Origin of the sequence: Fibrobacter sp. UWB4, assembly GCF_002210345.1 — a bacterium.
In the GTDB taxonomy this organism is placed as follows: Bacteria; Fibrobacterota; Fibrobacteria; order Fibrobacterales; family Fibrobacteraceae; genus Fibrobacter.
The window spans coordinates 156,148-179,512 of sequence record NZ_MWQI01000002.1; the positions used below are offsets into that span (position 1 = coordinate 156,148).

At 49.1% G+C, this 23,365-nt stretch carries 18 protein-coding genes; 2 read left to right on the forward strand and 16 right to left on the reverse strand.

What is annotated here, in order from left to right; genetic code table 11:
• Positions 1–50: 50 nt before the first annotated feature.
• The 14 genes from B7990_RS05690 to B7990_RS05755 form a co-directional block, all read right to left on the reverse strand.
• Positions 51–1,049 (reverse strand): metallophosphoesterase, encoded by a 999-nt coding sequence (locus B7990_RS05690; RefSeq protein WP_088640064.1) that lies wholly within the window; start codon positions 1,047–1,049, stop codon positions 51–53.
• On the reverse strand, positions 1,049–1,861 hold the full coding sequence (locus tag B7990_RS05695) for a thymidylate synthase (protein ID WP_088640065.1): 813 nt from the start codon (positions 1,859–1,861) through the stop codon (positions 1,049–1,051). Before B7990_RS05695 ends, B7990_RS05690 begins: the two co-directional genes overlap by 1 nt.
• 114 nt (positions 1,862–1,975) lie before the next feature.
• Positions 1,976–2,230 carry a hypothetical protein gene (locus tag B7990_RS05700; RefSeq protein ID WP_088640066.1) on the reverse strand — a complete coding sequence of 85 codons (255 nt, stop codon included), beginning with the start codon at positions 2,228–2,230 and terminating at the stop codon, positions 1,976–1,978.
• 155 nt (positions 2,231–2,385) lie between these two features.
• Positions 2,386–4,734, reverse strand: a complete 2,349-nt coding sequence (locus tag B7990_RS05705; protein WP_088640067.1) for an OmpA family protein — start codon at positions 4,732–4,734, stop codon at positions 2,386–2,388.
• A 169-nt stretch (positions 4,735–4,903) separates the two neighbouring features.
• The gene (radC, locus tag B7990_RS05710) at positions 4,904–5,704 is read right to left on the reverse strand and encodes a DNA repair protein RadC (RefSeq protein WP_254917372.1); all 801 of its coding nucleotides are present in this window, start codon (positions 5,702–5,704) and stop codon (positions 4,904–4,906) included.
• Between the two features lie 27 nt (positions 5,705–5,731).
• On the reverse strand, positions 5,732–6,544 hold the full coding sequence (locus B7990_RS05715) for a porin family protein (RefSeq protein WP_088640068.1): 813 nt from the start codon (positions 6,542–6,544) through the stop codon (positions 5,732–5,734).
• A 166-nt stretch (positions 6,545–6,710) separates the two neighbouring features.
• Positions 6,711–7,532 (reverse strand): amino acid ABC transporter ATP-binding protein, encoded by an 822-nt coding sequence (locus B7990_RS05720; protein ID WP_088640069.1) that lies wholly within the window; start codon positions 7,530–7,532, stop codon positions 6,711–6,713.
• An 8-nt stretch (positions 7,533–7,540) separates the two neighbouring features.
• A complete protein-coding gene (locus tag B7990_RS05725; protein ID WP_088640070.1) occupies positions 7,541–8,200 on the reverse strand; it encodes an amino acid ABC transporter permease in 660 nt (219 codons plus the stop codon).
• 18 nt (positions 8,201–8,218) lie between these two features.
• Positions 8,219–9,010, reverse strand: a complete 792-nt coding sequence (locus B7990_RS05730; RefSeq protein ID WP_088640071.1) for an amino acid ABC transporter substrate-binding protein — start codon at positions 9,008–9,010, stop codon at positions 8,219–8,221.
• A gap of 298 nt (positions 9,011–9,308) precedes the next feature.
• A complete protein-coding gene (locus B7990_RS05735; RefSeq protein WP_072811006.1) occupies positions 9,309–10,085 on the reverse strand; it encodes a succinate dehydrogenase/fumarate reductase iron-sulfur subunit in 777 nt (258 codons plus the stop codon).
• Positions 10,085–11,998 carry a fumarate reductase/succinate dehydrogenase flavoprotein subunit gene (locus B7990_RS05740; protein ID WP_088640072.1) on the reverse strand — a complete coding sequence of 638 codons (1,914 nt, stop codon included), beginning with the start codon at positions 11,996–11,998 and terminating at the stop codon, positions 10,085–10,087. The genes B7990_RS05735 and B7990_RS05740 overlap by 1 nt, the downstream gene beginning before the upstream one ends.
• Positions 11,999–12,009: 11 nt before the next feature.
• Positions 12,010–12,858 (reverse strand): succinate dehydrogenase cytochrome b subunit, encoded by an 849-nt coding sequence (locus tag B7990_RS05745; protein ID WP_088640073.1) that lies wholly within the window; start codon positions 12,856–12,858, stop codon positions 12,010–12,012.
• 40 nt (positions 12,859–12,898) lie between these two features.
• Complete coding sequence (ndk, locus tag B7990_RS05750) at positions 12,899–13,351, reverse strand: nucleoside-diphosphate kinase (RefSeq protein ID WP_088640074.1); 453 nt, start codon at positions 13,349–13,351, stop codon at positions 12,899–12,901.
• A 119-nt stretch (positions 13,352–13,470) separates the two neighbouring features.
• On the reverse strand, positions 13,471–15,552 hold the full coding sequence (locus tag B7990_RS05755) for a peptidyl-prolyl cis-trans isomerase (protein WP_088640075.1): 2,082 nt from the start codon (positions 15,550–15,552) through the stop codon (positions 13,471–13,473).
• A gap of 342 nt (positions 15,553–15,894) precedes the next feature.
• Here B7990_RS05755 and B7990_RS05760 point away from each other — a divergent pair, with 342 nt between their 5' ends.
• Complete coding sequence (locus B7990_RS05760) at positions 15,895–19,806, forward strand: hypothetical protein (protein ID WP_254917346.1); 3,912 nt, start codon at positions 15,895–15,897, stop codon at positions 19,804–19,806.
• Positions 19,803–21,680, forward strand: a complete 1,878-nt coding sequence (locus B7990_RS05765; RefSeq protein ID WP_088640076.1) for a BamA/TamA family outer membrane protein — start codon at positions 19,803–19,805, stop codon at positions 21,678–21,680. The genes B7990_RS05760 and B7990_RS05765 overlap by 4 nt, the downstream gene beginning before the upstream one ends.
• Before the next feature lie 116 nt (positions 21,681–21,796).
• On the opposite strand, the gene B7990_RS05770 is transcribed toward B7990_RS05765, so the two are convergent.
• Both B7990_RS05770 and B7990_RS05775 read right to left on the reverse strand, forming a co-directional pair.
• Positions 21,797–22,624, reverse strand: a complete 828-nt coding sequence (locus B7990_RS05770; protein ID WP_088640077.1) for an ABC transporter ATP-binding protein — start codon at positions 22,622–22,624, stop codon at positions 21,797–21,799.
• Positions 22,621–23,319, reverse strand: a complete 699-nt coding sequence (locus tag B7990_RS05775; RefSeq protein ID WP_088640078.1) for a hypothetical protein — start codon at positions 23,317–23,319, stop codon at positions 22,621–22,623. The genes B7990_RS05770 and B7990_RS05775 overlap by 4 nt, the downstream gene beginning before the upstream one ends.
• Between the last annotated feature and the right edge of the window lie 46 nt (positions 23,320–23,365).

Consider the following 23,365-nt stretch of genomic DNA (forward strand, 5'->3'; position numbering starts at 1 on the left):
CAGCCATGGGGTCGCACCTTCGGTGCTTTGGGCTATGGGGTATGGGCTTTTTATAATGCTGTTCCGGCTTCGACTGAGACGAACTTACGGTTATCGAGTTTCTGTTCGCCATCAAAACGGTAAGCGACTAGGCGCCCGTCACCACGGTAGCCAGCAACGCTGTAATCCAAGCAGCAAATGTTATCACGAATAAGTTCAGGCAAACCCGTCAGCCAATAATGCCCAAAGAAAACAGGGCGTTCACTTTCGCCATAGAAATCGCGAGTCTGGATTTCAAGCGGAACTTCGAGCGGAGGCAATTCCACGCCCGGCTGGAAACTGAGTTCCTGCAAATTTTTGTTTTTCGGGCAAATCCACCAGCGAATACGAGTGCGCTTGCGAAGTACACCTTCGGCATCGCGGAAAGTCAAGCCTTCAGGCAAATCCAATTCAGGGCCTTTCAAGAACAAACTTATCGGCCAGTACAACGAGTCATCATACTCGTCATTCTTGTCGTTTGCGCGAGCAATCAGCTCATCGAAATCGCCATCCATAAAAGAACGGATGTTTTCGGCCTTAAGCACCTCAGCGCATTTCAAGTCAAAGCAGGCATGCTGCGCACGGAACAAGTCCGTTTCCAAGTAAAGCGGGAGCGTCTTGAGGAAATCCAGCATTTCCAGGAATTCCGCCTTGCGCCCGCGATAGCTCTCGACCGTCTTCACGTGAATCGCTACTTTGTTAAAAGTATGCTCACGCAGATAGCCGCCATGGATTGCTTTTATAGGTCGCCCACCGGCTCCATTCTCGTGCCAAAAGCTAAGCGCATTGAACTCGTGATTGCCCATCAGCGCCACCGCAGAACCCGCATCGCGCATGGCGCGCACGAAATTCACCGTCTCACGCACTTGACTCCCGCGGTCGATGTAATCGCCTAAAAACACAACCGTACGTTCATCGCCCGGATAGCGGAAAGCGCCGCCACGTTCTTCGTAGCCTAGCTTTTTAAGGAGCACCACGAGTTCATCGTAGTGCCCATGAATATCGCCAATGAAGTCGATAGAAGCGTTCATTAAACCGCAATCGGAGCCTTGATGGTCGGCCACGGGTCGTAATTTACAAGTTCAAAATCTTCGAACTTGAAATCGAACAAGTCATTGACATCAGGATTCATCTTCATCGTCGGAAGCGCACGCGGCGTACGCGAAAGCTGTTCACGAGCCTGGTCAAAGTGATTGCTGTACAAATGAAGGTCGCCAAAAGTATGGACAAACTCGCCCGCTTCGTAACCGCAGACCTGGGCAAGCATCATCGTCAAGAGCGAATAAGACGCAATGTTGAACGGCACACCGAGGAACATGTCGGCACTGCGCTGGTAAAGCTGGCAGCTGAGCTTGCGCTTGCCACTAGCGCCAACACCGCCCACGTAGAACTGGAACAGGCAATGGCACGGCGGCAAAGCCATTTTGTCTACTTCGGCAACGTTCCAGGCGCAAACCAAGTGACGGCGGGAATCCGGATTGTTCTTGAGGCTATTGATCAAGTTTGCAATCTGGTCGATATGTCCGCCATCGGGTGTCGGCCAGGAGCGCCACTGGTGACCGTAAACCGGACCCAGGTCGCCATTTTCATCGGCCCATTCGTCCCAAATCGTAACCTTGTTATCGTGCAAGTACTTGATGTTCGTATCACCCTTCAAGAACCAAAGCAGTTCGTGAATAATGCTGCGCAAGTGGAGCTTCTTGGTCGTTAAGCACGGGAAGCCCTTGGAAAGGTCAAAGCGAGTCTGGCGGCCAAACACAGAGCGAGTGCCGGTGCCAGTGCGGTCGGAACGGTCCACACCGTTATCGATAATATCTTTGAGAAGATCTAAGTATTGCTGCATATTGTAATTATATAAAAGTAGGCAGTAGGCAGTAGACAGTAGACAGAGGTTAGTGGTTAGTAAACAGGGGTTTGTATGAGGTATGGGCTATGAGGTATGGGCTATTGCTCACTGCTAAGCGACTTCATCGCTTCCGAACACTTCCACGCGCTTGTACTGCTTAGCGACCTTACCTTCCACTTCAGCGGCCGTCTGCAACAAGAGTTTGTTCAAAGCCTGCAAAATGAGGTCTTGCGTGTGCTTGGGCACGGGCTTCTTGCCGAGGCGCGCTTTCTGCACCATCTTATGGTTCAAGTTCACAGGGAGCATTTCAACGAGATCGTGATTGCTAAAGTTATTGGCTGTTAAAATTTCATCGAGTTTTGTCATACGTGATAATTTAGCAATTCATAAAGGCGATCCCGGCATACTTCGACTCCGCTCAGCACAGGCTCCGGCCGGGATGACATAATGGCAACGTAGTTGCGACTATAAGAAAAGCCCCGGGCGGATGCCCGGGGCTTTGGTTGAGACTCTAAAAGTTATTAGTCACCAACGTAGTTGCTTTCGCACTTCATACCGTCATTTTCCGGTGTGACGAAGTGCATTTCAATACGACGGTTCATTTCGCGACCTTCTGCCGTGGAGTTATCGTCAACCGGGCAGGTAGAGCCGAGACCAACAGCCTTGATACGGTTCTTGGCAACGCCGAACTTCGTGAGCTGCTTCATAACTGCCTTAGCGCGGCGGTCAGAGAGCTTGAGGTTCTTCTTAGCCTTACCGCGGTTATCGGTATGACCCTGGATCACAATCTTGAGGTCCTTATAGGCTTCGTCTTCCTTGAGCTTCTGAGCGATACCCTTAAGGATTCTCTTAGCGTTAGCGTTGACAGTAGCAGAACCGCTCTTGAAGGAGATACCTTCGAGCTTTTCTACCTTCTTCTTCGGGCAGCCGAAGCCATCGTCACCAGCTTCATTCGGGCAGCGATCAAGACCAGCGCAGACACCTTCGAAGAGGTTGAACATGTTCCTTTCGGTGACCCAAGCATCGCAGACGCCATCCTTGTCAAGGTCCGGATCCGGGAGCGGGCAACCATCGTTAGCGGCAACACCGTGTTCGAGCGGGCACTTGTCAAGACCCTTACAGGTCTTGGAGATGAACCATTCCTTAGCAACAGATTCGTCTTCGGCAGCCTTTTCGAAGTAGTAGCCGAGCTTCTTCTGTACAACCCATTCATCGCAGATACCGTCGCCGTCGCTGTCCGGATCATCCCACGGGCAGCCCTTATTGCCGGCAGCACCAGCTTCACCCGGACACATGTCGTAGCCCTTGCAGACGCCGGCATACTGATCGAGCTTGTTCTTGTCGGTGACCCACGGAGAGCAGAGACCGTCGCCATCCGGATCCGGATTGTCTTCCGGGCAACCGTTGTTGACGAGCGTACCAGCTTCAGCCGGGCACTGGTCGATGCCTTCGCAAATTTCCTTGAACTGGTCAAGCTGACCCTTCTGGCTTACCCAAGAATCGCAGACGCCGTCCTTATCCGGGTCCGGATCATCCGTCGGGCAACCATTCGTGCTATTACCCTTTTCGTTCGGGCACTGATCGATACCTTCGCAAACATTGCGGAATTCGTCAAGCATACCCTTTTCAGAAACCCAAGCGTCGCAGACACCGTCTTCGTCGCTATCCGGGTTGCCCATCGGGCAGCCAGCGTTCAAACGATGACCATAGTCATCCGGGCAACGGTCATCAGCATCCGACACGCCATCGCCATCGCGGTCCTGCGGAAGGAGGAAGCCAGACCAAGTCAAGCCACCGAACAAGGCATACTGCGGATTCACGCGAATCTTGGTTGCAACAGTCTTAGCCTTGTCCTGGTTTTCGAGAACTTCCACAAAGTGGATGTAGTTATCGTTACCCACGTACATAGAACCACCGAGCTGGATATCGAGGCCAACCGGCAAGTGGAATACGAGACCACCCGTGACCTGCTTCATATCAAGCTTTTCTTCAAGAGTCTGACCCGCCGGAGTCTTCATTTCGAAGTTCTTGTCCTGGTAATCCATGTAGAATTCAGCAAACAAGGAGAGGAAGTCGAGCGGATAGATTTCGATTGCTGCACTACCGAACGGGAAGGACAGATAGTCCTTGTTCATCGACAAGCGGTAGCCACCGTTGATGTGGAGGAGGAGCGGCATGACATCAACCTTGGAAAGGTCCAAAGTCAAAGCAGCACCGGCAGTAAAGTCGGACTTGTTGGCACCGAACGGGTAAGCCTTACCAGCAACTTCACCCTTGTTACCAATGAATTCCGGTTCACGAATCCAGAGACCCTGTTCGGTCTTCTTGGAAGTAGCAAAAGAATATCTGAAGAATGCAGCGAAGTCCACCGGAATATCGGACGGAATCGGAGCACGCATCTTCAAGTTGGCCGTCAAGTTACCAACGTAACCCTTCTTGGTGCCGTAAAGATTTTCCGGGTTGCAGTTAGCTTCTTTGCCACACATCGTCGGACCCTTGAACTGGTCATAGTAGACCGGCAACGTCACACCGAGGTCGAAATAGTCCAAGAGACCAATTGCGAACCCAACATAAGCGCTAACACCGTTATAGTTACCAACATCTGCTCTCTGCTTCCATGCACCCGGAGTCTGAGTTTCATCAAATGTTCTTTCCAGAGTATAACCGTAATAAGCCTCCGGCTGGAACATCTTGTTACCAAATGCAAAGTCTCCCAAAGCATTAAACACAAGCTTGGAATGACCGAGAGACTGAGCTGACTGTGTCTTATTGACACCGACGAAGCCCGTCTTATTGATCGTCTTGGCATGCTGGTCAGCGTAAGCGGATACCGCCAGCGCCAGAGCCAATCCCATTGCTACTCGTTTCATAGAGTCTCCTTGTTTTGACCAACCCTTGAATAGAGCGGTCCTTATAGTAATGTTTATGTGAAATATAACTCTTTAAAAAAAAGTCCGCACTTTTTGTATAATGAAAAAATTGACAAATCGTACATACTTTTTATATTTCGCCATTTTATTTCTTTTTTTTTACACAAATTCACTTAAAAAATGTGCTTTCAAAGATTTCTGGGAAACAGCGGCATAAACTTGTAAACCCACTTTTACCTATGATAATATGGTCCAGAACGGGTATTTGCAAAATTTTACCAGAAGCGCAGAGAAGCCGCGTAATCGACATGTCCTCGGAACTCGGCTCCAGCGATCCGGAAGGATGATTGTGGGCAAAAATCACCGATACCGCGCGATCCTCAATGGCTAATGCAAAAGCCTCGCGCGGATGCACGGGTGTCTGGTTCACAAGCCCCGTCGTAAGCTCATGGACGCGAATGATGTAATTAGCAGAATTTAGCGAAACAACCACCAGGTGTTCCTGCGATTCGTATTTCATGTACGACAAGCGCGAAAGGACATCTTCCGGGACCGAAACGGGTATCGCCTTGTCGCTTAAAATGAAGCGCCCCGAAAGTTCCAGACAGGCCAAAATCTGTGCCGCCTTGACTTTTCCAAGTCCACGAATTTTCTTAAGGCGGTCAAGCGTAGGAACAGACGTTTCCGTCGATAAAAAATTAGAAAGCCGCCTAGACAGCTCAAACACATTGCATTCGCGAGTTCCGCTCCCAAGAATAATGGACAACAGCTCTTCGTTACTTAAGGCACTGACTCCGATATGTTCCATTTTTTCTCGTGGCATCAAGTTATATCCTGTTTTTGAAAAAAGCGCAACCTGATTGTGGTTCATGGATTTTCTCCTATAAAGGTTTCTATTATATAAACACGCTTTTTTCAGATTTTTTGAGCCACCTTTTTCAAAAAAAAAGGAATCCACACTTTGCAGCATGGATTCCACTCTCCTTTCTTGAATTTATTAGTACAAGTAGTAGTTCAGCACGAACTGGATATTCCAAATCTTGGAATTATCTTCCATTCCGTAGAACTTATTGTCCTTCTGAATACCGCTAACGTCAAGGTTCAAACGAAGGCCCAAATCCATTTCGTGGTTTTTAACCTTGATCGTACCGCCAAGACCTGCGACAACGGACGGAACAAAAGTCTTGACTTCCCAGGTATCCAAGTCTTCGCTATCAAAAGTCTGTCCAGTTGACTGATCGCTTGCATCCAAGCTATGGCCTGTAGCAAAGTTAAAGTTCATGCGAAGGCCTGCTTCAAGATATGCATAAGGGACCGGAGTAAAGCGTGCTGTGACTGGGATGTTCAAATTGACGAGAAGACGAGTTTCGTTAATATTGTAACCACCATACCAATAACCTTCAGCCACCTTTCTAGAAGAATGGATAAAGCCGATGTTCAATTCAGGCACGACGGCAAGCATGTCATTGACGCGATACTTGAGCACACCACCAAGATCAAAGGCCAGGCCAAACCACTCGTTACTGCCCAATTGCGTGGGATAATCCCAGTAAGTACCGAGGCCAAAGCCAAAGTGGCCACCAATGTTGAGCTGTCGAGACTGGCTGTTGCCATTAGACGACGAGCGGGCATCAGTGAAGCTCTTGAATTCGGATTCACCAGACGACGGAAGCTTGTTTCCATAGCCATCATCAACGGTACCTTCTTCCCTTGCAGTCGGGATATCGTTACCGTAGCCATCATCTTCAGCAAAAGCGTTTGCGCTAAAGCACATCAAGGCAATAGCGGATGCAATCATGAGTTTTTTCATATGGACTCCTTGAAACAACATGAAATGTTATTAAAATAATGTGTTTTTGTTAAAGATGGGGGAAAAATACAAAATTGTAGGAATAAAATCCCACAATTTTTAACAAAAAAATTAAAAAAATTTACAACATCCCTAAATTTGCTCAAAATCGGCAAATTTGGATGTATTATGTTCTTGAAAATCTTTCCAGGAATGCACTCAAGCGCTTGTTCTGAGACTGGTTGAACACAAAATCAGGAGTTCCCTGTTCCACGACAACGCCCTGGTCCATGAACATGATCTTGTTCGCCACATCACGTGCAAAAGCCATTTCGTGCGTCACGATGACCATCGTCATGCGGTCTTCAGCAAGTTTCTTGATAATCTTGAGGACTTCGCCCGTGAGTTCTGGGTCCAATGCGCTCGTCGGCTCATCAAAGAAGAGAATCTTAGGCTTTAACGCAAGCGCCCGCGCAATGGACACGCGCTGTTGCTGGCCGCCCGAAAGTTCACACGGATAAGACTTTTCCTTGCCTTCGAGCCCCATCTGCTTAAGCAGGAATCGGGCAAGCTCACGGGCCTTTTCACGATTTTCTCCGAGTACGCGGATCGGCGCAAGCGTCAAGTTCTGGAGTACGGTCAAGTGCGGGAACAAGTTAAAGTTCTGGAACACAAGGCCCGTAGAAAGTCGAATGTCACGGAGAGTCTTTGCAGGAGCGTACTTGATTTTACCACCAATGCAAGAACCGGGTACGACCATGTCCTTGCCATCGACACGCACCTCTCCCGCTTCAAACGTCTCGAGCTGCGTGAGGCAACGGAGGAGAGTGCTCTTGCCGGAACCGGAAGGACCGATAATCGAAAGGACCTCGCCCGCATTGAGATCAAACGAAATGTCCTTGAGCACATGCAAGTCGCCAAAGGACTTCTTCAAATGTTTGACTTCGAGAATCGGAGAAGAATCTAGAGGTGCGTCATTGATAATAACAGACTGAACTTGAGAATCCATGACACGCCTCACTTGTAGTAATTCAACTTACGTTCAACGTAAGCAAAGACAACGCTCAAAATCAAATTTGCGATGTAGTAGAACACGCCCGCCACAAACAACGGATAAATGCTCGCGTAAGCAGCCTGCTGCTTTTTCGCAAGCGCAAAAAGTTCCGTCACGGCAATCACCTGCGCCAAGGAAGTATCCTTCACAAGCGTGATGACTTCGTTTGCACTTGCAGGTACAACGCGCTTGACCACCTGCGGAAGAATGATGCGGTAAAACGTCTGACCGCGCGTAAGGCCAAGCATTGCAGCCGCCTCGTACTGCCCCTTCGGAATCGACTGGATGCCACCGCGGAAGATTTCGGCAAAGTAAGCCGCGTAGTTTATCGAGAACGCGACAATCACCGCCGGGAAGCGGTCAAACGAGAACTCCACTCCCGTGTATTCGCTCAAGTAGTACGAGCCAAAGTAGATCGCTACAATCTGGAGAAGTAGCGGAGTGCCACGCATCACCGAGATGTAGAACGATACCGGGTAACGCACAATGCGGTAGCGGCTCATCTTGAGAACCGCTACAAGCAAGCCGAGCGGAATCGAGAACAACAACGTGAGCGCGAAAATCGCGAGCGTCGTGCAGAAACCGCCCCAGAGAATCGGGAGTAAAGAGCTTAAGTCAGACATGGGAATGAGCGCCGAGCGTTATTTGCCGAACCACTTGGCGGAGATTTCGGCGAACTTGCCGTCGGCCTTCATCGCAGCGAGGACGTTGTTCACGGAATCGCGGAGAGCCTGGTCCTTCTTGCGGAAGCCCACAGCGTAGACTTCGTCGGAAAGGCCTTCTTCCAAGACGATGTACGGCTTAGCGTTCGTGACAATCCAGTACTTGGCAACGATTTCATCGAGGAATACGGCATCGACACCGCCCTTGTCCAAATCCATGAGAGCTGTCTGGTTGTCGTCAAACGGGACGATTTCCTTGGCTGCCTTACCAGCATCGGAAGCATCCAAAAGCTTCTGAGCGGTAGAGCCGTTCTGCACGGCAATCTTCTTGCCAGCGAGAGCTGCGAGGTTTGCAAGAGACTTGTCCTTCACCGTGAAAATCATGCGGTTCTTGAGATAAGCATCGCTCAAGTTCATGGCCTTAGCACGTGCAGAGTCAACGCTCATGCCGTTCCAGATGCAGTCAATCTTGCCGGTGTTCAGTTCCTGTTCCTTAGCATCCCAGGAAATCGGCTGCGTTTTGAGCTTGATGCCCAGACGAGCGCAAACTTCAGTCGCGAGGTCGATATCGAAACCCACGATGTTGTTGTCCTTATCGCGAAAACCCATCGGCGGGAAGGAATCGTCGAGGCCGAGCACGAACACGCCAGCAGCCTTGACCTTGTTGAAGGATTCGTCGGCAGCGGCCTTAGTTTCGGACTTCTGGTCGTTGCAAGCAGAAAGGAAAGCAGCGCAAGCTACCGTCGCAAGAATTGCAAAAATCTTTTTCATCTTAGATTCCTTGTTTATTTTCTGATGAAAATATAGGAAAGCGAATTGTTATAAGGCGAAGCAAGCGTGACCGAGCTACAACTTCTTTTGGGAATTTCCCGAAAAATTGACCTTTTCCCGAGAATTTTGGACGATTGCAGTTTACATACAAAAAAGGGCCGCATCGCTGCGGTCCTTTTTAAATGCACTAGATCCTTCGACTTCGGCGCTACGCGCCTCCACTCAGGATAACACAGGAAAGGTCGGTGAGCCTGCCGAACCGACTATTCAGTTCACTTCGGCAAGCTCAGTGAACTTATTAATCCTTGCCGTACACCTTTTCGGCGTAGGTCACGGTGGCGCCGAGGTATTCGCGGTTCATCTTGGCGATGTAATCGACGGTGATACCCTTCGGGCAGGCAGCCTGGCATTCGTAAAGGTTCGTGCAATTGCCGAAGCCTTCCTTGTCCATCTGAGCGACCATGGCCAAAACGCGCTTCTTTGCTTCGACCTTGCCCTGCGGCAAGAAGCTGAGGTGAGAAACCTTAGCGGAGACGAAGAGCATAGCAGATGCGTTCTTACATGCAGCGACGCAAGCACCGCAACCAATGCAAGCGGCAGCGTCGAATGCACGGTCGGCATCAGCCTTCGGAACCGGGATCGTGGATGCTTCAGGAGCGGCACCAGTGTTCACAGAAACAAAGCCACCGGCAGCGATGATGCGGTCGAAAGCGGTACGGTCAACAGCGCAGTCACGGATAACCGGGAATGCGGCAGCGCGCCACGGTTCGATCACGATGGTATCGCCATCCTTGAACTTGCGCATGTGAAGCTGGCAGGTAGTCGTTGCATGGTCAGGACCGTGCGGCATACCGTTGATGACGAGAGAGCACATACCACAGATACCTTCACGGCAGTCGTGGTCGAAAGCGAAGCCTTCCTTGCCCTGCTTCATCTGTTCTTCGTTCACAATGTCGAGCATTTCCAGGAAGGACATGTCCGGAGAAACATCGTTGATCTTGACAGTTTCGAACTGTCCCTTGGTCTTGGCATCCTTCTGACGCCAAATCTTCAAAGTCAAATTCAGTCCGCTCATTATTTGTAGCTCCTAGTAGCAAGGTGGACGTTATCAAAGGTAAGAGGTTCCTTGGAGAGTTCCGGTGCGATACCGTCGCCCTTGTATTCCCAAGCACCGACGTAGCAGAAGTTTTCGTCATCGCGCTTTGCTTCGCCTTCCGGAGTCTGGCTTTCTTCACGGAAGTGGCCACCGCAAGATTCTTTACGATGGAGAGCGTCGAGAGTGAGGACTTCGGCGAATTCGAGGAAGTCAGCAACGCGGCCAGCACGTTCGAGGTTCTGGTTGAAGGAACCTTCGGAGCCGAGCACGTTGACGTTTTCCCAGAATTCCTGACGGAGTGCCGGAATCTTTTCGAGAGCCGTCTTGAGGCCGGCTTCGTTACGAGCCATGCCAACGTATTCCCACATGATGTTACCGAGTTCACGATGGATATCGTTAACAGTGCGGTGACCCTTGATGGAGAGGAGCTTGTGGATGCGTTCTTCGGTCTGCTTCTTGCAGTCTTCGAAAGCGGCATCGGATTCAGAGACCTTTTCGAGCTTGGTACCTGCGAAGTAACCACCGATGGTGAACGGAATCACGAAGTAACCGTCGGAGAGGCCCTGCATAAGAGCAGATGCACCGAGGCGGTTTGCACCGTGGTCGGAGAAGTTTGCTTCACCGAGAACGAAGCAGCCCGGGATGGTGGACATCAAATCATAGTCAACCCAGAGGCCACCCATGGTGTAGTGGATAGCCGGGAAGATACGCATCGGGACCTTGTACGGGTCTTCGTCTGTGATCTTTTCGTACATCTGGAAGAGGTTGCCGTACTTGGCAGAGACGCCTGCAACGCCCATACGCTGGATAGCGTCGGCGAAGTCGAGGTACACAGCCTGCTTGGTGTTACCCACGCCGAGACCTGCATCGCAGACCTGCTTGGCGTTACGGGAAGCCACGTCACGCGGAACGAGGTTACCGAAGCTCGGGTACTTTTCTTCGAGGTAGTAGTAACGATCTTCTTCCGGGATCTGGTCCGGAGAACGGGTGTCGCCAGCCTTGCGCGGAACCCAGATACGACCGTCGTTACGGAGAGATTCACTCATCAAGGTGAGCTTGGACTGAAGGTCGCCATGGCGCGGAATGCAGGTCGGGTGGATCTGCGTGTAGCACGGGTTTGCAAAGAGAGCGCCGCGCTTGTATGCACGGAATGCAGCCGTGACGTTGGAACCCTGAGCGTTCGTGGAGAGGTAGTAGACGTTACCATAACCACCAGTGCAAAGGCAGACAGCGTCTGCAACGTGGCTTTCGAGTTCGCCAGTGATGAGGTTACGGACGATGATACCGCGTGCCTTGCCGTCGATCACGACGAGGTCCATCATTTCGCGACGCGGGAACATCTTGACCTTACCGGCGGCAACCTGGCGCATGAGAGCCTGGTATGCACCGAGGAGGAGCTGCTGACCCGTCTGGCCACGAGCGTAGAACGTACGGGAAACCTGCGTACCACCGAAAGAGCGGTTGTCCAAAAGTCCACCGTATTCACGACCGAACGGAACGCCCTGAGCGACGCACTGGTCGATGATGAGGTTCGAGTTTTCGGCCAAGCGGTGCACGTTAGCTTCGCGAGCACGGAAGTCACCACCCTTAACGGTATCGTAGAACAAACGATAAACGGAGTCGCCATCGTTTTTGTAGTTCTTAGCAGCGTTGATACCGCCCTGTGCAGCAATGGAGTGTGCACGGCGCGGGCTATCCTGGATGCAGAAAGACTTGACATTGTAACCAAGTTCACCGAGGGATGCGGCAGCAGATGCACCTGCAAGGCCAGTACCCACGACGATCACTGTGAACTTACGCTTGTTAGCCGGGTTCACGAGCTTGAGTTCGAACTTGTGCTTGGTCCACTTTTCTTCGATGGAACCACCGGGGATTTTAGAATCAAGAATCATTAGTGGGCTCCTTACTTTTCAATATTGAAAGAAACTTGTACTTCGCCAACAGACGGAATGACGAAAGCAGCCTTGTCGGCCTTGGCCTTCTTCTGCTGTTCGTACTGCGGCTGGAGACTACGGGACTTTTCGATAAGAGCCTGGGTTTCAGGCTGGTTAGCGAGGTAGTAAGAGGCAACAGCGGTGATGCCGAAGCCAAGTGCCACGACGACGCTATAAACGATACCGGCGATATCGATAATCGGGGTCCACTTCTGGTGAGCGATACCCATCGTCTGGAATGCAGAGGAGATGGCGTGGAAGAGGTGGAGGCCGATTACGAACATGCTAACAACATAGAATGCAGCCCAGCCCGGGTTTGCAAACATCTGGATCGTGGTGAGCCACATGTCGCGGATGATTTCGCCCTTGTCGTTCACATAGAGATAGTGCTCACCGAACTTGAGCATCATGAGGTGCTGGATGAGGAAGCCGAGAATGAAGAGACCAGACCAGATCATGGTGAAGGTTGCGAAAGTCTTCTTGCCCTTGCGTGCGTTGACTTCGTATTCGATTCCACCACGAGCCTTCTTGTTTTCAATCTTCAACTTGATAGCAAGGAAGATGTGAATGGCGAAAGCAGCCACGAGTACCAGTTCGACGAGGTAAATCATCTTCACCGGGAAGTGGAGCGGGTTGAATCCGGTCAGGAATTCGGTATAAGCGTTGTAAGACGCCTGTGCCGCAGCCTGGTCGAAGTTCAAGAGCTGGAAGTTGCCACACATGTGGCCAAAGATGAACAGAGCCAGAAAGGCGCCTGTGCATCCCATGATCTGCTTCTTACCAATGGACGAGGTAAGATACTTGATGATCCATTGCATTTGAGTCTACTCCTTAGAAGGATTGTTTTATTGTTAAAAATTAGAGGACGCAGCAGGCCTTGAGAGAAGGCATTTCGTAAGCGTAGCGTTCTTCCTTCTTGAACCAGAAGTCGAGTTCGCGTTCTGCAGAAGCCGAACTATCGGAGCTGTGAACGACGTTTTCGGTCATGGAAGGAGCAAAATCGTAGCGGAGGGTACCCGGTTCCGCCTTGGCCGGATTGGTAGCACCGTTAATGGCGCGGACCTTTGCAATTGCGTTTTCGCCACCGAGAGCAAGCATCACGGACGGGCCCTTGGTCATGTAGGCTTCGAGTTCCGGGAAGAACGGCTTTTCGACGTGTTCAGCGTAGAAACCGCGTGCATCTTCGGAGGTCATCTGGTGCATCTTGACGGCGCAGACAGAGAGACCGGCACTGATGTAGCGATCGATAATACGACCAACCAAGCCAGACTTGACTGCGTTCGGCTTGATCATTGCAAATGTCATTTCCATAGTAGTACCTTTTAGTTAAAGATGTGAGAAATATAGATTTTAGTAGGAAGTAGGAAGTAGGAAGTAGGAAGTAAAAAGACAAAAAACTGTCTACTTCCTACCGTCTACTGTCTACTCAATTACTCTTCGGCTGCGATTTTTTTCATCAAATCATCGGCGAGTTTGCCGTTGCTCTTGATGTTCTGAACGAGCCAGTCCACTGATTCATTGAGTTCGCTCTTCGGGTAGAGCTTCTTGAATTCTTCAAAGACCTTAAGCGCTTCATCATCCTTGTGCAGGTTTTCGTTCAAGATGAATCCACGGCTGAACATCGCCTTTTCGGCATCCGGAGAATCCGGCCAAGTCTTGTAGAAGGCCCTGTATTCGCGCTGAGCTTCGTTGAAATTTTCCCTGTCGCTAAAGATATGAGCAAGTTCAAAAGTCGCCCTGCGGGCTACAGAATCAATGTCCACATAGCGGTCGCGGATTCCAGACCAGGCGAGATAAGCCTTTTCAATACTTTTGGCCTGCGCATAGAGGGAATCCGCAGATCTCACAGCAAGATCAACGGACCATTCCTGCGGTAAAAGTGTTATGTTATCTGCAAACAAATCCACTTTGGCCGTACCCCAGGACGTCACAACTTCCTTGTCCCAACGACCAGAACGGTATGTCAGATAAGCCGATTCGAACACCTGCTTCTTTGCCTCTTCGTAGGTTTTCGGCAAATAATCTTCTTCTGCATAGTAATAGGTTCTCTTCATGAGATTTTCAGGAATTACGAACCAGTCACTCAATTCCGCACGAGATTCTTCGTAGCCCATATTCGGGTGAGCCGGGTTCCCCATCCGTGCATACAGAGCCTTGAGGGAATCTTCGGGAACCGAGACTCGAGTAAGGACTTTATGTTTGTAAAGCTTAATAACGTAATCCACATCGCTCTGGCGTTTCATCGCACGGTATTCCCAAGAATGGTCAAGCCCCACTTCACGAGCTTCCGAAGCAAATGCAAGCTGAAGCGCAAGAGCATTAACAATCTGGTCATGAGATCTACGGGAACGGAGCATCGCCGAATTGTCATCATATACAGCAATAACATCCTTTTCACGAATGGCGGGTTCACCGTTTTTCGTTACAAGCACATAGTTCGAGTCGAGTTCGTAATTTGCAGTCGTAGCAAGATCCCGTTCAATAACCTTGCGAACGCGATCAAACGGTTTACGAACTGGCGGAACAAAGGATTCGCGATAAAAGACATGGTAACGCCCCGTCGATTCAGAACGAATGATCGGAGAAATAGAACCGTCTTCCAGAGAATTAAATTCCATAAACATTCTCGAAACAAAGCCAATCCCATACGGGAGCAAATGGCCGAGCAAGACCTTGCCGACATAACCTTTTGCCTTCTTAGTTTCTTTGTTTTCGCTATACTTGGATGCGATTTTCTTGAACATGTTGAGATCGACTTTCTTGCCCTTGAAACGCTTTGCAAGAGATGCGGAATCCGCCGATTCAACGTGATAGACGACATAGCCCATCGGGGTATTGTAAAGTTCAGGATGACGGTTATAGTACTCTTCCGCCGATGGCATCTCAATCTTTGTTTCCTGGATATTGAACTTTTTCAAAAGAGCGGGACCTGTTTCGCGAACAATCCTTTGGCGATGGTCCGAGACAAAACTTTCCTTAATATCATCCGTAATTTCAACTTCAGCTGTAGAATCGGCCAGATTCCTGTGCAACATCGCAAAGGATTTCAGGGAATCCTTATGAGACTCGATATACATTGCATCAGCGATCTTATCACGGAGATTCATGTAGGCAAGGGAATCCGGGAACTGGTCGCGATGCTTATCGTAATAGAAAGCCAGTTCATTATCGCTGTACATCAAGCGGTCCATCGAGAACAGGCGCTGATAAACAAACGTCAAAAGGTAGTTTTCCAGAGCCACATTGTGGCTAGCAAGCTTCTCCTTAAGTTCAGGACTCTTTTGAAGAGCGACCGTATAAAGAGCTTTGCGGCTAAAGAGAGAACCCGAAGCCTTTCTCATCTGTTCTGTATTCGGGACAATATTGCCCACACGCATCATGAAGGCATAGTCTTCCTTGTAGATGGGTTCTCCGTTCACCCTGGCCACAAGGGTATCCTTCTCGCCAATGGAGTTACATCCTGTAAATACAAGGGTACAGAAAGAGAAAATCGCAAGCAAAGCTTTTTTCATAAAGTCCTCATAAATGTGTGTGCTTGAATATAACAATTTTTTAGTTAGTAGTTAGTAGTTAGTAGTTACTAGTTATTAGCTAATAGTTAATAGTCAATAGTTAATAGTATTTATGGCAAGAAATCCTAACTCAGGATTTAGAAATTCATGAACCAACGGCTAATGACCAATGACTAACGGCCAATCGGCAAAATACTTTATTCTAAACAAACCGTAATTTGCAAATTTGGCGTACTTTCAAGCGTAAGTTCCATATCTGCAACCATTTACAGATATGAACATTATCTATATTAAGGGTACTTGAAGAGTTTACTTTCGATTTTCCTAGTTAAAGCCGCGGTCATGACGGCGATTGTAGGCGCTATCGCTCTTGGCGTCTGGTATGTGCATTTTGCCATCGAAGAAGTACTTTCATCCCCCCATACTTTTGGCGATGTCACAATCACCCCTTACGGCCACCGTCAAAACAACCTCCTGGACCATTTTTACGATTCCATCCTCGTGGAAAAAGGACCTTCGAAATACATGGTACGCGGTCCTCACCTGGACATCACGCCATTCGGTGACGACAGGGGCATCATTCTCGATGTAAAGGAAGTGTCCGCAAACCAGGTTCTGGATTCAGCCGCAAGCGAAACAGAAAAGGATTCTTCAAAAATCGAACCCATTGAATTTCCTGACAATGTGAGGATACCGTTCCCCGTGAAGGTCAATATCGGAAAAATTGACTTTAAAATGGGAGATATGGACTGGAAAGCGGAAAATATCCAAGTCCAGAATATCGGTCAAAGAAACATCACTCTCAGCGCAAACAATATCGAAGGCAGCTACATCAAGGAACCGGCGTCTCTACAGCTTGATGCAGACTTTGCCGACAAGAACATCCTTGTCAACGGAAATATCAAAACGCCAAACGACCACATTTCGTTGAGCGCCTCTGCACCCAAAAAAGACCTCACGCAGCTAAAGGCTTCTACAAATATAAGTGTCAAGGATCCGCTGAACTGGGTCCCGATGAAGCTATCGAAATCCATCCCTTCGATAAGCAACATGAGCTTAAACGGCAGCGTTTCGACCTCGCTCAGCAAAAAGACGCTACAGTACAACCTGACTCTCAAGACCCACATCGGCGAGTTCTGGCCGTTCCTTCCGCTCTATGCGACAATCAAAATCAACGGTTCGCCAAAACAAACGAATATCGAATCATTCTTCCACAACAACGAAGGCGGTTCAATCAGCCTGGACGGAACGATTGACGAAAAACTGGACTTTGACTTTTCTGGCGAAATTGCCAACATGAGCGCCATGTACGGCCCGCAAATGATGCCAATGGACATGGACATCCAGTCCCTTACCAAGACAGGAAACGATATTGACGCCTCGATTGAAACCCGCGAAGGATCCATTGTCAAGGCTCATGTGAAGACCAAGGATAGCCTCAAAGTTTTCTTTGCAGCAAACCTTTCCGCTATGGAACCATGGGCACTGGACTGGGTCAGGGGCAACGTCGAAATCGGCAAGAACCCCAAGATAATCGGATCATATCAAAACAACAGATTACGCGCCTACGTCAAGATCGATTCCATCATCAACGCCTACCATTTCAAGGCAGACTCGCTCCGCCTACAGCTTATTCTGGATCTCAATCGCGACTACATCGAATTCCCCAAGGCAACGATCTACACACCTAACGAAGAATATGCCATTTCTGGCGATGTCGATTACCACGACCCCACGCTCCACACCTCCTGGCGTCTGAAACAAAAGAACGGCGGCTCGGCAGAAACTGTTGTACACGTTGGCGATTCGCTCCTCGTATGGGCGCAGGCGGACCATGCCGAAATATCGACCATACCGTTCTCGGACATCGAACTCAGCGACAAGCTTAAGGGAACCGTTACAGGATCCATCGACTACAATCTTGATTCTAGAATCGGCGAGGCCGAACTTGATATCGACGGAAACGTGGAACCGTTTATCTTACACGGGCACACAAAAATCAGGGAAGTGGGCGACACGGTCTTTATCGACAAAGCGAACTTTACTCACAACAGTAACAAAGTCGCCATGCAAGGATCGTTCATCTTGCCGAACGATTCGAATCCAAACTTCAAGCCGACCGCCATGCTCCCCATACAGGTATTGCATGCCTGGGCTTCGGCAGAAGACTTCAACTTGCCAATTCTCCTGGAACCGCTTGGAGACACGACGCTTGCATCTGGCAGCTTTAACGGCGAAATTTCCTTTGAAGAAGATTCCGGCCTGCTTGGAAATATCGAGTTCAAGGACCTGAGTTTCACGAACATTCCGTCCGAGCTCTTGAATCTCAAACAGCTGAACGTGTCCGCACAAAAGAACAAGATCGAGATTCTCACCAACTTCGACATCTTAAACGGTGTCTGGACTGGAGACGCCAATGTCGTCGTAAACGACATTTTTGATCCCAACAGACAGGTCGATCTTACATACATAAGTCCCAATAGCGGATACATCAAAGGTAACGGCACAATCAACAACGATCTCGATTTTCTCGGGACGGTCAACATTGGCGGTACATGGCTATTGCCAGAAACGCGAGCCGAAATCGAAAAGACCGACATGAAAATCGACGTTCAGGCAAAGCTACGCGAAGGTCTGAAAGGAATCACCGCCCAGATCTGGTCAGACTCCACCATCGTAAAATATTCAACGCTTCCCACAGACTTCCCGATCCACGTGAGAGGCGACCTGAAAGACGGAATTCTTGCGATCAACGAAGTTTCAACGCAAAACGAAATCGGCGACCTGGTTTTCGGAACGCTGCTCTACGATTTGCAAAACATGCATCTCGACGCCATTGACATCAGCACAGACAAATACACGCTCGAGACAGACAACCACACTGTAACCATCCTGAATGTAAAAAGCCATCTCGTCGATTCTGCGGATCAGATGTCCCTCGTGGCAAACATACCCATGATCCAGTATTCGTTCCAGGATGAGACATACGGCACCGCAAAACTCACAGGCAAAAGCGACATTACGCTTAATATTCCGCACACGCAAGAACGACAGATCAAGAACAAGAGCATTAGCGGCAATTTCGTCATAGACAAGCTCGTCTATAGAAAAGATCTAGAAATTGAAATCACGCCAAGTTCTCTGGATAAAATTCTTTCGCTCTTAAACAACGCAATTGCAAGCCTCCGCAGCAAGGAAAAGACAGAGGCAAAGATATCCGTATCAAGCCCTATCGACCTGTCGTTCCACATAAGCGACTCTCAAAGCGACTCTGTCGAAATCATCACGCCGTTTGCGGCCTTCCCGCTCACGTTCGACATCTGGGTGCTCGGAACAACGACAAGACCTATTTTACGTGGGGATGTCACCAATGCAGATAACGGATTCATCGGGGTTAAGGATCTCTATGAATTCAACCTCAATTCCTTCAGCATCTCCTGGAACGACGTGCCCTGGCAGCACGGCATCATCGATGTTTCCAGTTCACAGGAACTCCCCTATTGCTCCGAACCCGAGGATAAAGACAAAGAAACCTGTCCCATCAACTTTGACATTCAAGGCACCATAACTAACCCTCAGCCTAACCCAAGTTCCAACTGCGGAACAGAATCTACCGCTGCAGCGACTTATTACAACATATTCCTCGGATGCATCGCAAACGAATCAGGCGAATCAACAGACTGGAACAAGCTCGCCGGCAAAGCAATTGGAAAGGTTATTTCTTCAACAGCCAACAAGACTCTAGGCGGTGACTACATTGGTGATATCGACATGAAGGTGATGTTGTTTGACAACTCTGGCAACGAAAAGGATTCTTCATACGTCAAGGTTCCAATTTCGCTGGACCGCTGGGTTAAAAACTTGAGCCTCATTTTCGGCTATACGCAAGACCAAAGCCAGAACCCGACTTACGACCAGGCTTTACAATTTGGCGCAACATACACGCTTCCTGTGTTCCAGGATAAGGAATACTCTCACAAGAATCATCTTTCACCATCGCTATCCTTGAACGGGCTTCTCATTTCAAAGCAGTACATGTCCAACACGGGTACAGAAAGCAACGAAAACCGTGTCGAAAAAAACATCGGTATCAATTATACGTACAAATTCTGGAATCCTTGCATTTTGGGCATAGGCAGCTGCGAAACGGTACGCCCGCCAAGAGCAATGCGCCAACCGAACGATACTCCTGAAATGGAACCCGGTAAAGAAAAGAACGCCGTCGAAAAAAGACCTATGGAGAATGCAAAATGATTTTATTGATTTGCGCATTATTGTTATTTTCGGCGCTCTCGTATGCAGAAAACGAAGAAAAACATCCATGGTCTGTATCCATTGAGGGAAACAAGGTCTTCTCGAACTTTCAGTTAAACGAGCAGCTCGATATTCCCGAAGAATTTGGACAACTGGATACGATCAAGCAAGATTTTTTGATGCGCCTGTCATCAGAAAATGTTCGAGCACTTTATTACTCTCGTGGCTATTACAGCCTTGACTTAAAACTTGAAATCAATCGCGAACCACGCTCTGACGGAAGCCTGCAACGCAATTACCTGATTACGGTAAAAGAGGGCGACTGCTACCGATTTAATGAAGCCCAGATTGTCTCCGAAGATGACGAGCCCATCCCTGTAGACGTGAAATCCCTAAAAATTTCACAGCACAAGTATTACAATCAAGAAGACATTTCAGAAGATCTCCAGGAAATTCAGAAAGCCTACCGCAAACAAGGTAATTTACATGTTTATCTTTCATCGGAAGAACATGTCGATACCACCGCAAAAAAAATCAACGTCATCATCAATGTAAGGCCAGGCCCTAAAGTTTTGATGGGTAACATCATCACAACGACACAGCGCGCCGTTAACAAGAACGACAAGAAAGCGGCACCAGAACAGGGGCTTTCGGATACCGCATGGCTTTCATCGCTTTGGAGAATCCCTAAAGGAGAAGTCATTGACGGTAACCAATACTTTAACTTCAAAAGCAAGCTTTATTCTACACAGCTATTCACCCAAGTCAAGCTGAACGATTCTCTTCGTGCAGACGGGCTTTCGGACGTCCATCTCGATGTGATTGAACGTGTGCCAGGTGAAGCACGTTATGGATTTTTCTTTGAAGAAATTTACGGTTTTGGAGCACTCGCTTACGCAGACCACAAGAACTTTTTTGGAAAGTTCAATGAATTTTCGACAAGTATCCAGATTGCGCAACACAAACAGGAAATCACTCTTGGATACGCAAACCCGCTTTTATTCGGTACGGCATTTACATTCATCCCGACTGCCATCCGCTTTGTAGACCGCCTTTCATTCAACCATGAAAAGATCAATCCACCTGCATATCCAGACAGTGTCGAAGAGCGTTACGAAATAATCAACCGCGGGGACTTAACCTTCGGCATTACGAATAACATCAGATTCCGTGGAACGATCGATACCCGATACGTGAGCAAAAACGAAGACAAGCTTTTCAAGCTCAAGGGCGAAATAGCCTTGACATTTGACTATACTGACGATTACTTCAACCCGACAAAGGGCATCCGAGTGTCACCTACAGCAGGTCTTGGAACAAACTTTAGCGACAAAACAGATTACGAAGACGGACGCTTTTACACATATGGCGAAGCGACCATGAACCTATACTCGCCGCTTTTCTGGACTCTATACGGTGCACTCAGCGGAAGTATTGGAAGATTTTTCAACAAAGGCATTGAAGACGATGCCCGTGTATTTTATCAAGGTGGTTCCCGTTCTGTACGCGGATTCCGTTTCCGCAGCATTTACGCAAGCTACACAAGCTCCGATGAAAATGGCAAAGAAGTCATTAACACGGCACTTACGCCGATGTATTACCGCATCAACGAGGAACTCCGCTGGACGCTCCCGTGGAAATCCTTAAACAAATGGCAAATCGTGCAATTCTGCGACTGGGCCATGGTCAAGGACATGAAGGACGACGACTACAAGGATAGGCAAGACGGAAGCCTTGGACTTGGAATCCGTTACCACTGGCAGTTCCTTACATTCCGCCTAGATTATGCATTCAAGAAAGGGCTGACCAACTGGCACAAATCCGAAGGCTTTACCTGGAGCCGATTTGCATTTGACCTGTCGCAAGCGTTCTAATGCAGCGGCATTATACCACGGTCATCCAGGAGCAGTCATTCTCAGTCAGTCATTCTCGACCAAAAGGAGAGAATCCATTATTTCTCGTACAAACATTTGCGACGGGATCCAGTATTTTACTGAATGATTGAACGATAAAGCTTTGAAAGGCTTGTACGTTCGATATTAACGTCAGCGGAGATTCCGGCGGCGGCAAGGGCAGCGCGGATTTGTTCTAGAGTTGCGCCAGCTGCATTTATCTTAAACGAAGGGGTATCGGCTCCGACATCGGCAACTCGCCCACTTTTCAGAACGCGACCGCAGTCGATAATGGCGTAATCCGTTGCCCACTGGTCCATTTCGGCAAGCACATGGGAGCAGACAATCGCCGTTCCGTTTTCTTCTTTGCGCCATTCGTCAAGCAGTTGCCAGACCGTATCTCTTGAAATCGGATCGAGATTTGCGACCGGCTCGTCGAGAATCAAAAGCTTTGGACTATGCAAAAGCGCACGGACAATTTGCACTTTTTGGCGGTTTCCGAGCGAGAGCGTTTCCAAACGTTTTTCGAGAGGCGGCAACTTGAGGCGTTCAGCAAAAGACTTGCACCGCTCCAGCATCGCGCCATTTTCGCGCCATTCCTCTGCGCCAAAGCCATAAAAGCCCGTAAAATACTGGAGGTATTCCTTGATGGAAAGCTTCGGATAAACGCCTGGATTTTCAAGAAGCACACCGTACTTTTCGGCATTCAGGAATCCCGCAGAATTGCGCAAGGCTTCGTCGATTTTGACAGAGCCTTTGAATGATCCCAGGCGACCGCAAAGCAAGCGCAACAAAGTTGTCTTGCCAGCGCCATTAGGACCAACCAGCGCAAAGAAACTCCCTTGCGGGATATTAAGAGAAATATTTGACAGAGCATCTGCCGTGGATTTCGGATAACGGAATGTCACCGAATCAAGTTCAATCACGCACAGAATTCCTTGACGGCTGGAGTCGGATTCTTGATAAGCTTGAGTGCATCCTTGGACTGACGCACCGCTTCCATCTGCACATTCTCGCTTGCACGCTGCAAGTACTGGATGCAGCGCCAATCCGCGCGCACTGCGGCAAGCTGCACCGGTTCCGTACGGCGACGGATGCTCACGTATTCAAAAGCATGGAAGTCCTGCTTGACCGCAGCCACAACAACCGCAGCCGTCGGATTTTCAATTTCTTGAATGTACTTCCAGTCGCGTTCCACAGCAGCGACAAGCACCTTTTCGCCGGCATTGTGAATAAATTTCAAAGCGTCCGCACTCTGACGAACGGCCTCGGCCCAAAGTTCATCAGAAGCACCTTCAATCTTACGGACAATGCGCCAGTCCTGCGACACCGCCGCCTTGAGAAGAGCCGGATTCGTAATAAACTTGAGCAAGTTCGGTTCAGCCTTGAATGCGGCGAGGAACTTAGCCTCGTCCATGGCATTAAGCGACTGCTTCAAAGCTTCGCACGGGCCACATTTCACATAAAGAATGGCCTGCTCATTTTTTTCAAATGCAGCCTTTTGAACCTTTTCTGTCGGATTCTGAATTAAGCTGATTGCGTACCAGTTAAGCCCGATAGCTTCCAATTGTTGTTCTTCGGTGGGGTTCTCAATGTTCTTTATTTCGGTCCAGGACTGCATAAAACCTCGTGTTTATGCAGGTAAAGATAGTTTTTAGACGATAGAC

Excerpts from the sequence above, each read along its gene's own strand:
- B7990_RS05755 (WP_088640075.1), bottom strand. The coding sequence starts at position 15,552 with ATGAAAAAAGCTTTGCTTGCGATTTTCTCTTTCTGTACCCTTGTATTT.
- B7990_RS05735 (WP_072811006.1), bottom strand. The coding sequence starts at position 10,085 with ATGAGCGGACTGAATTTGACTTTGAAGATTTGGCGTCAGAAGGATGCC.
- B7990_RS05765 (WP_088640076.1), top strand. The coding sequence starts at position 19,803 with ATGATTTTATTGATTTGCGCATTATTGTTATTTTCGGCGCTCTCGTAT.
- radC (WP_254917372.1), bottom strand. The coding sequence starts at position 5,704 with ATGCTGCAAAGTGTGGATTCCTTTTTTTTTGAAAAAGGTGGCTCAAAA.
- B7990_RS05760 (WP_254917346.1), top strand. The coding sequence starts at position 15,895 with ATGACGGCGATTGTAGGCGCTATCGCTCTTGGCGTCTGGTATGTGCAT.
- B7990_RS05725 (WP_088640070.1), bottom strand. The coding sequence starts at position 8,200 with ATGTCTGACTTAAGCTCTTTACTCCCGATTCTCTGGGGCGGTTTCTGC.
- B7990_RS05730 (WP_088640071.1), bottom strand. The coding sequence starts at position 9,010 with ATGAAAAAGATTTTTGCAATTCTTGCGACGGTAGCTTGCGCTGCTTTC.
- B7990_RS05740 (WP_088640072.1), bottom strand. The coding sequence starts at position 11,998 with ATGATTCTTGATTCTAAAATCCCCGGTGGTTCCATCGAAGAAAAGTGG.
- B7990_RS05745 (WP_088640073.1), bottom strand. The coding sequence starts at position 12,858 with ATGCAATGGATCATCAAGTATCTTACCTCGTCCATTGGTAAGAAGCAG.
- B7990_RS05705 (WP_088640067.1), bottom strand. The coding sequence starts at position 4,734 with ATGAAACGAGTAGCAATGGGATTGGCTCTGGCGCTGGCGGTATCCGCT.
- ndk (WP_088640074.1), bottom strand. The coding sequence starts at position 13,351 with ATGGAAATGACATTTGCAATGATCAAGCCGAACGCAGTCAAGTCTGGC.
- B7990_RS05720 (WP_088640069.1), bottom strand. The coding sequence starts at position 7,532 with ATGGATTCTCAAGTTCAGTCTGTTATTATCAATGACGCACCTCTAGAT.
- B7990_RS05715 (WP_088640068.1), bottom strand. The coding sequence starts at position 6,544 with ATGAAAAAACTCATGATTGCATCCGCTATTGCCTTGATGTGCTTTAGC.
- B7990_RS05700 (WP_088640066.1), bottom strand. The coding sequence starts at position 2,230 with ATGACAAAACTCGATGAAATTTTAACAGCCAATAACTTTAGCAATCAC.
- B7990_RS05695 (WP_088640065.1), bottom strand. The coding sequence starts at position 1,861 with ATGCAGCAATACTTAGATCTTCTCAAAGATATTATCGATAACGGTGTG.
- B7990_RS05775 (WP_088640078.1), bottom strand. The coding sequence starts at position 23,319 with ATGCAGTCCTGGACCGAAATAAAGAACATTGAGAACCCCACCGAAGAA.
- B7990_RS05690 (WP_088640064.1), bottom strand. The coding sequence starts at position 1,049 with ATGAACGCTTCTATCGACTTCATTGGCGATATTCATGGGCACTACGAT.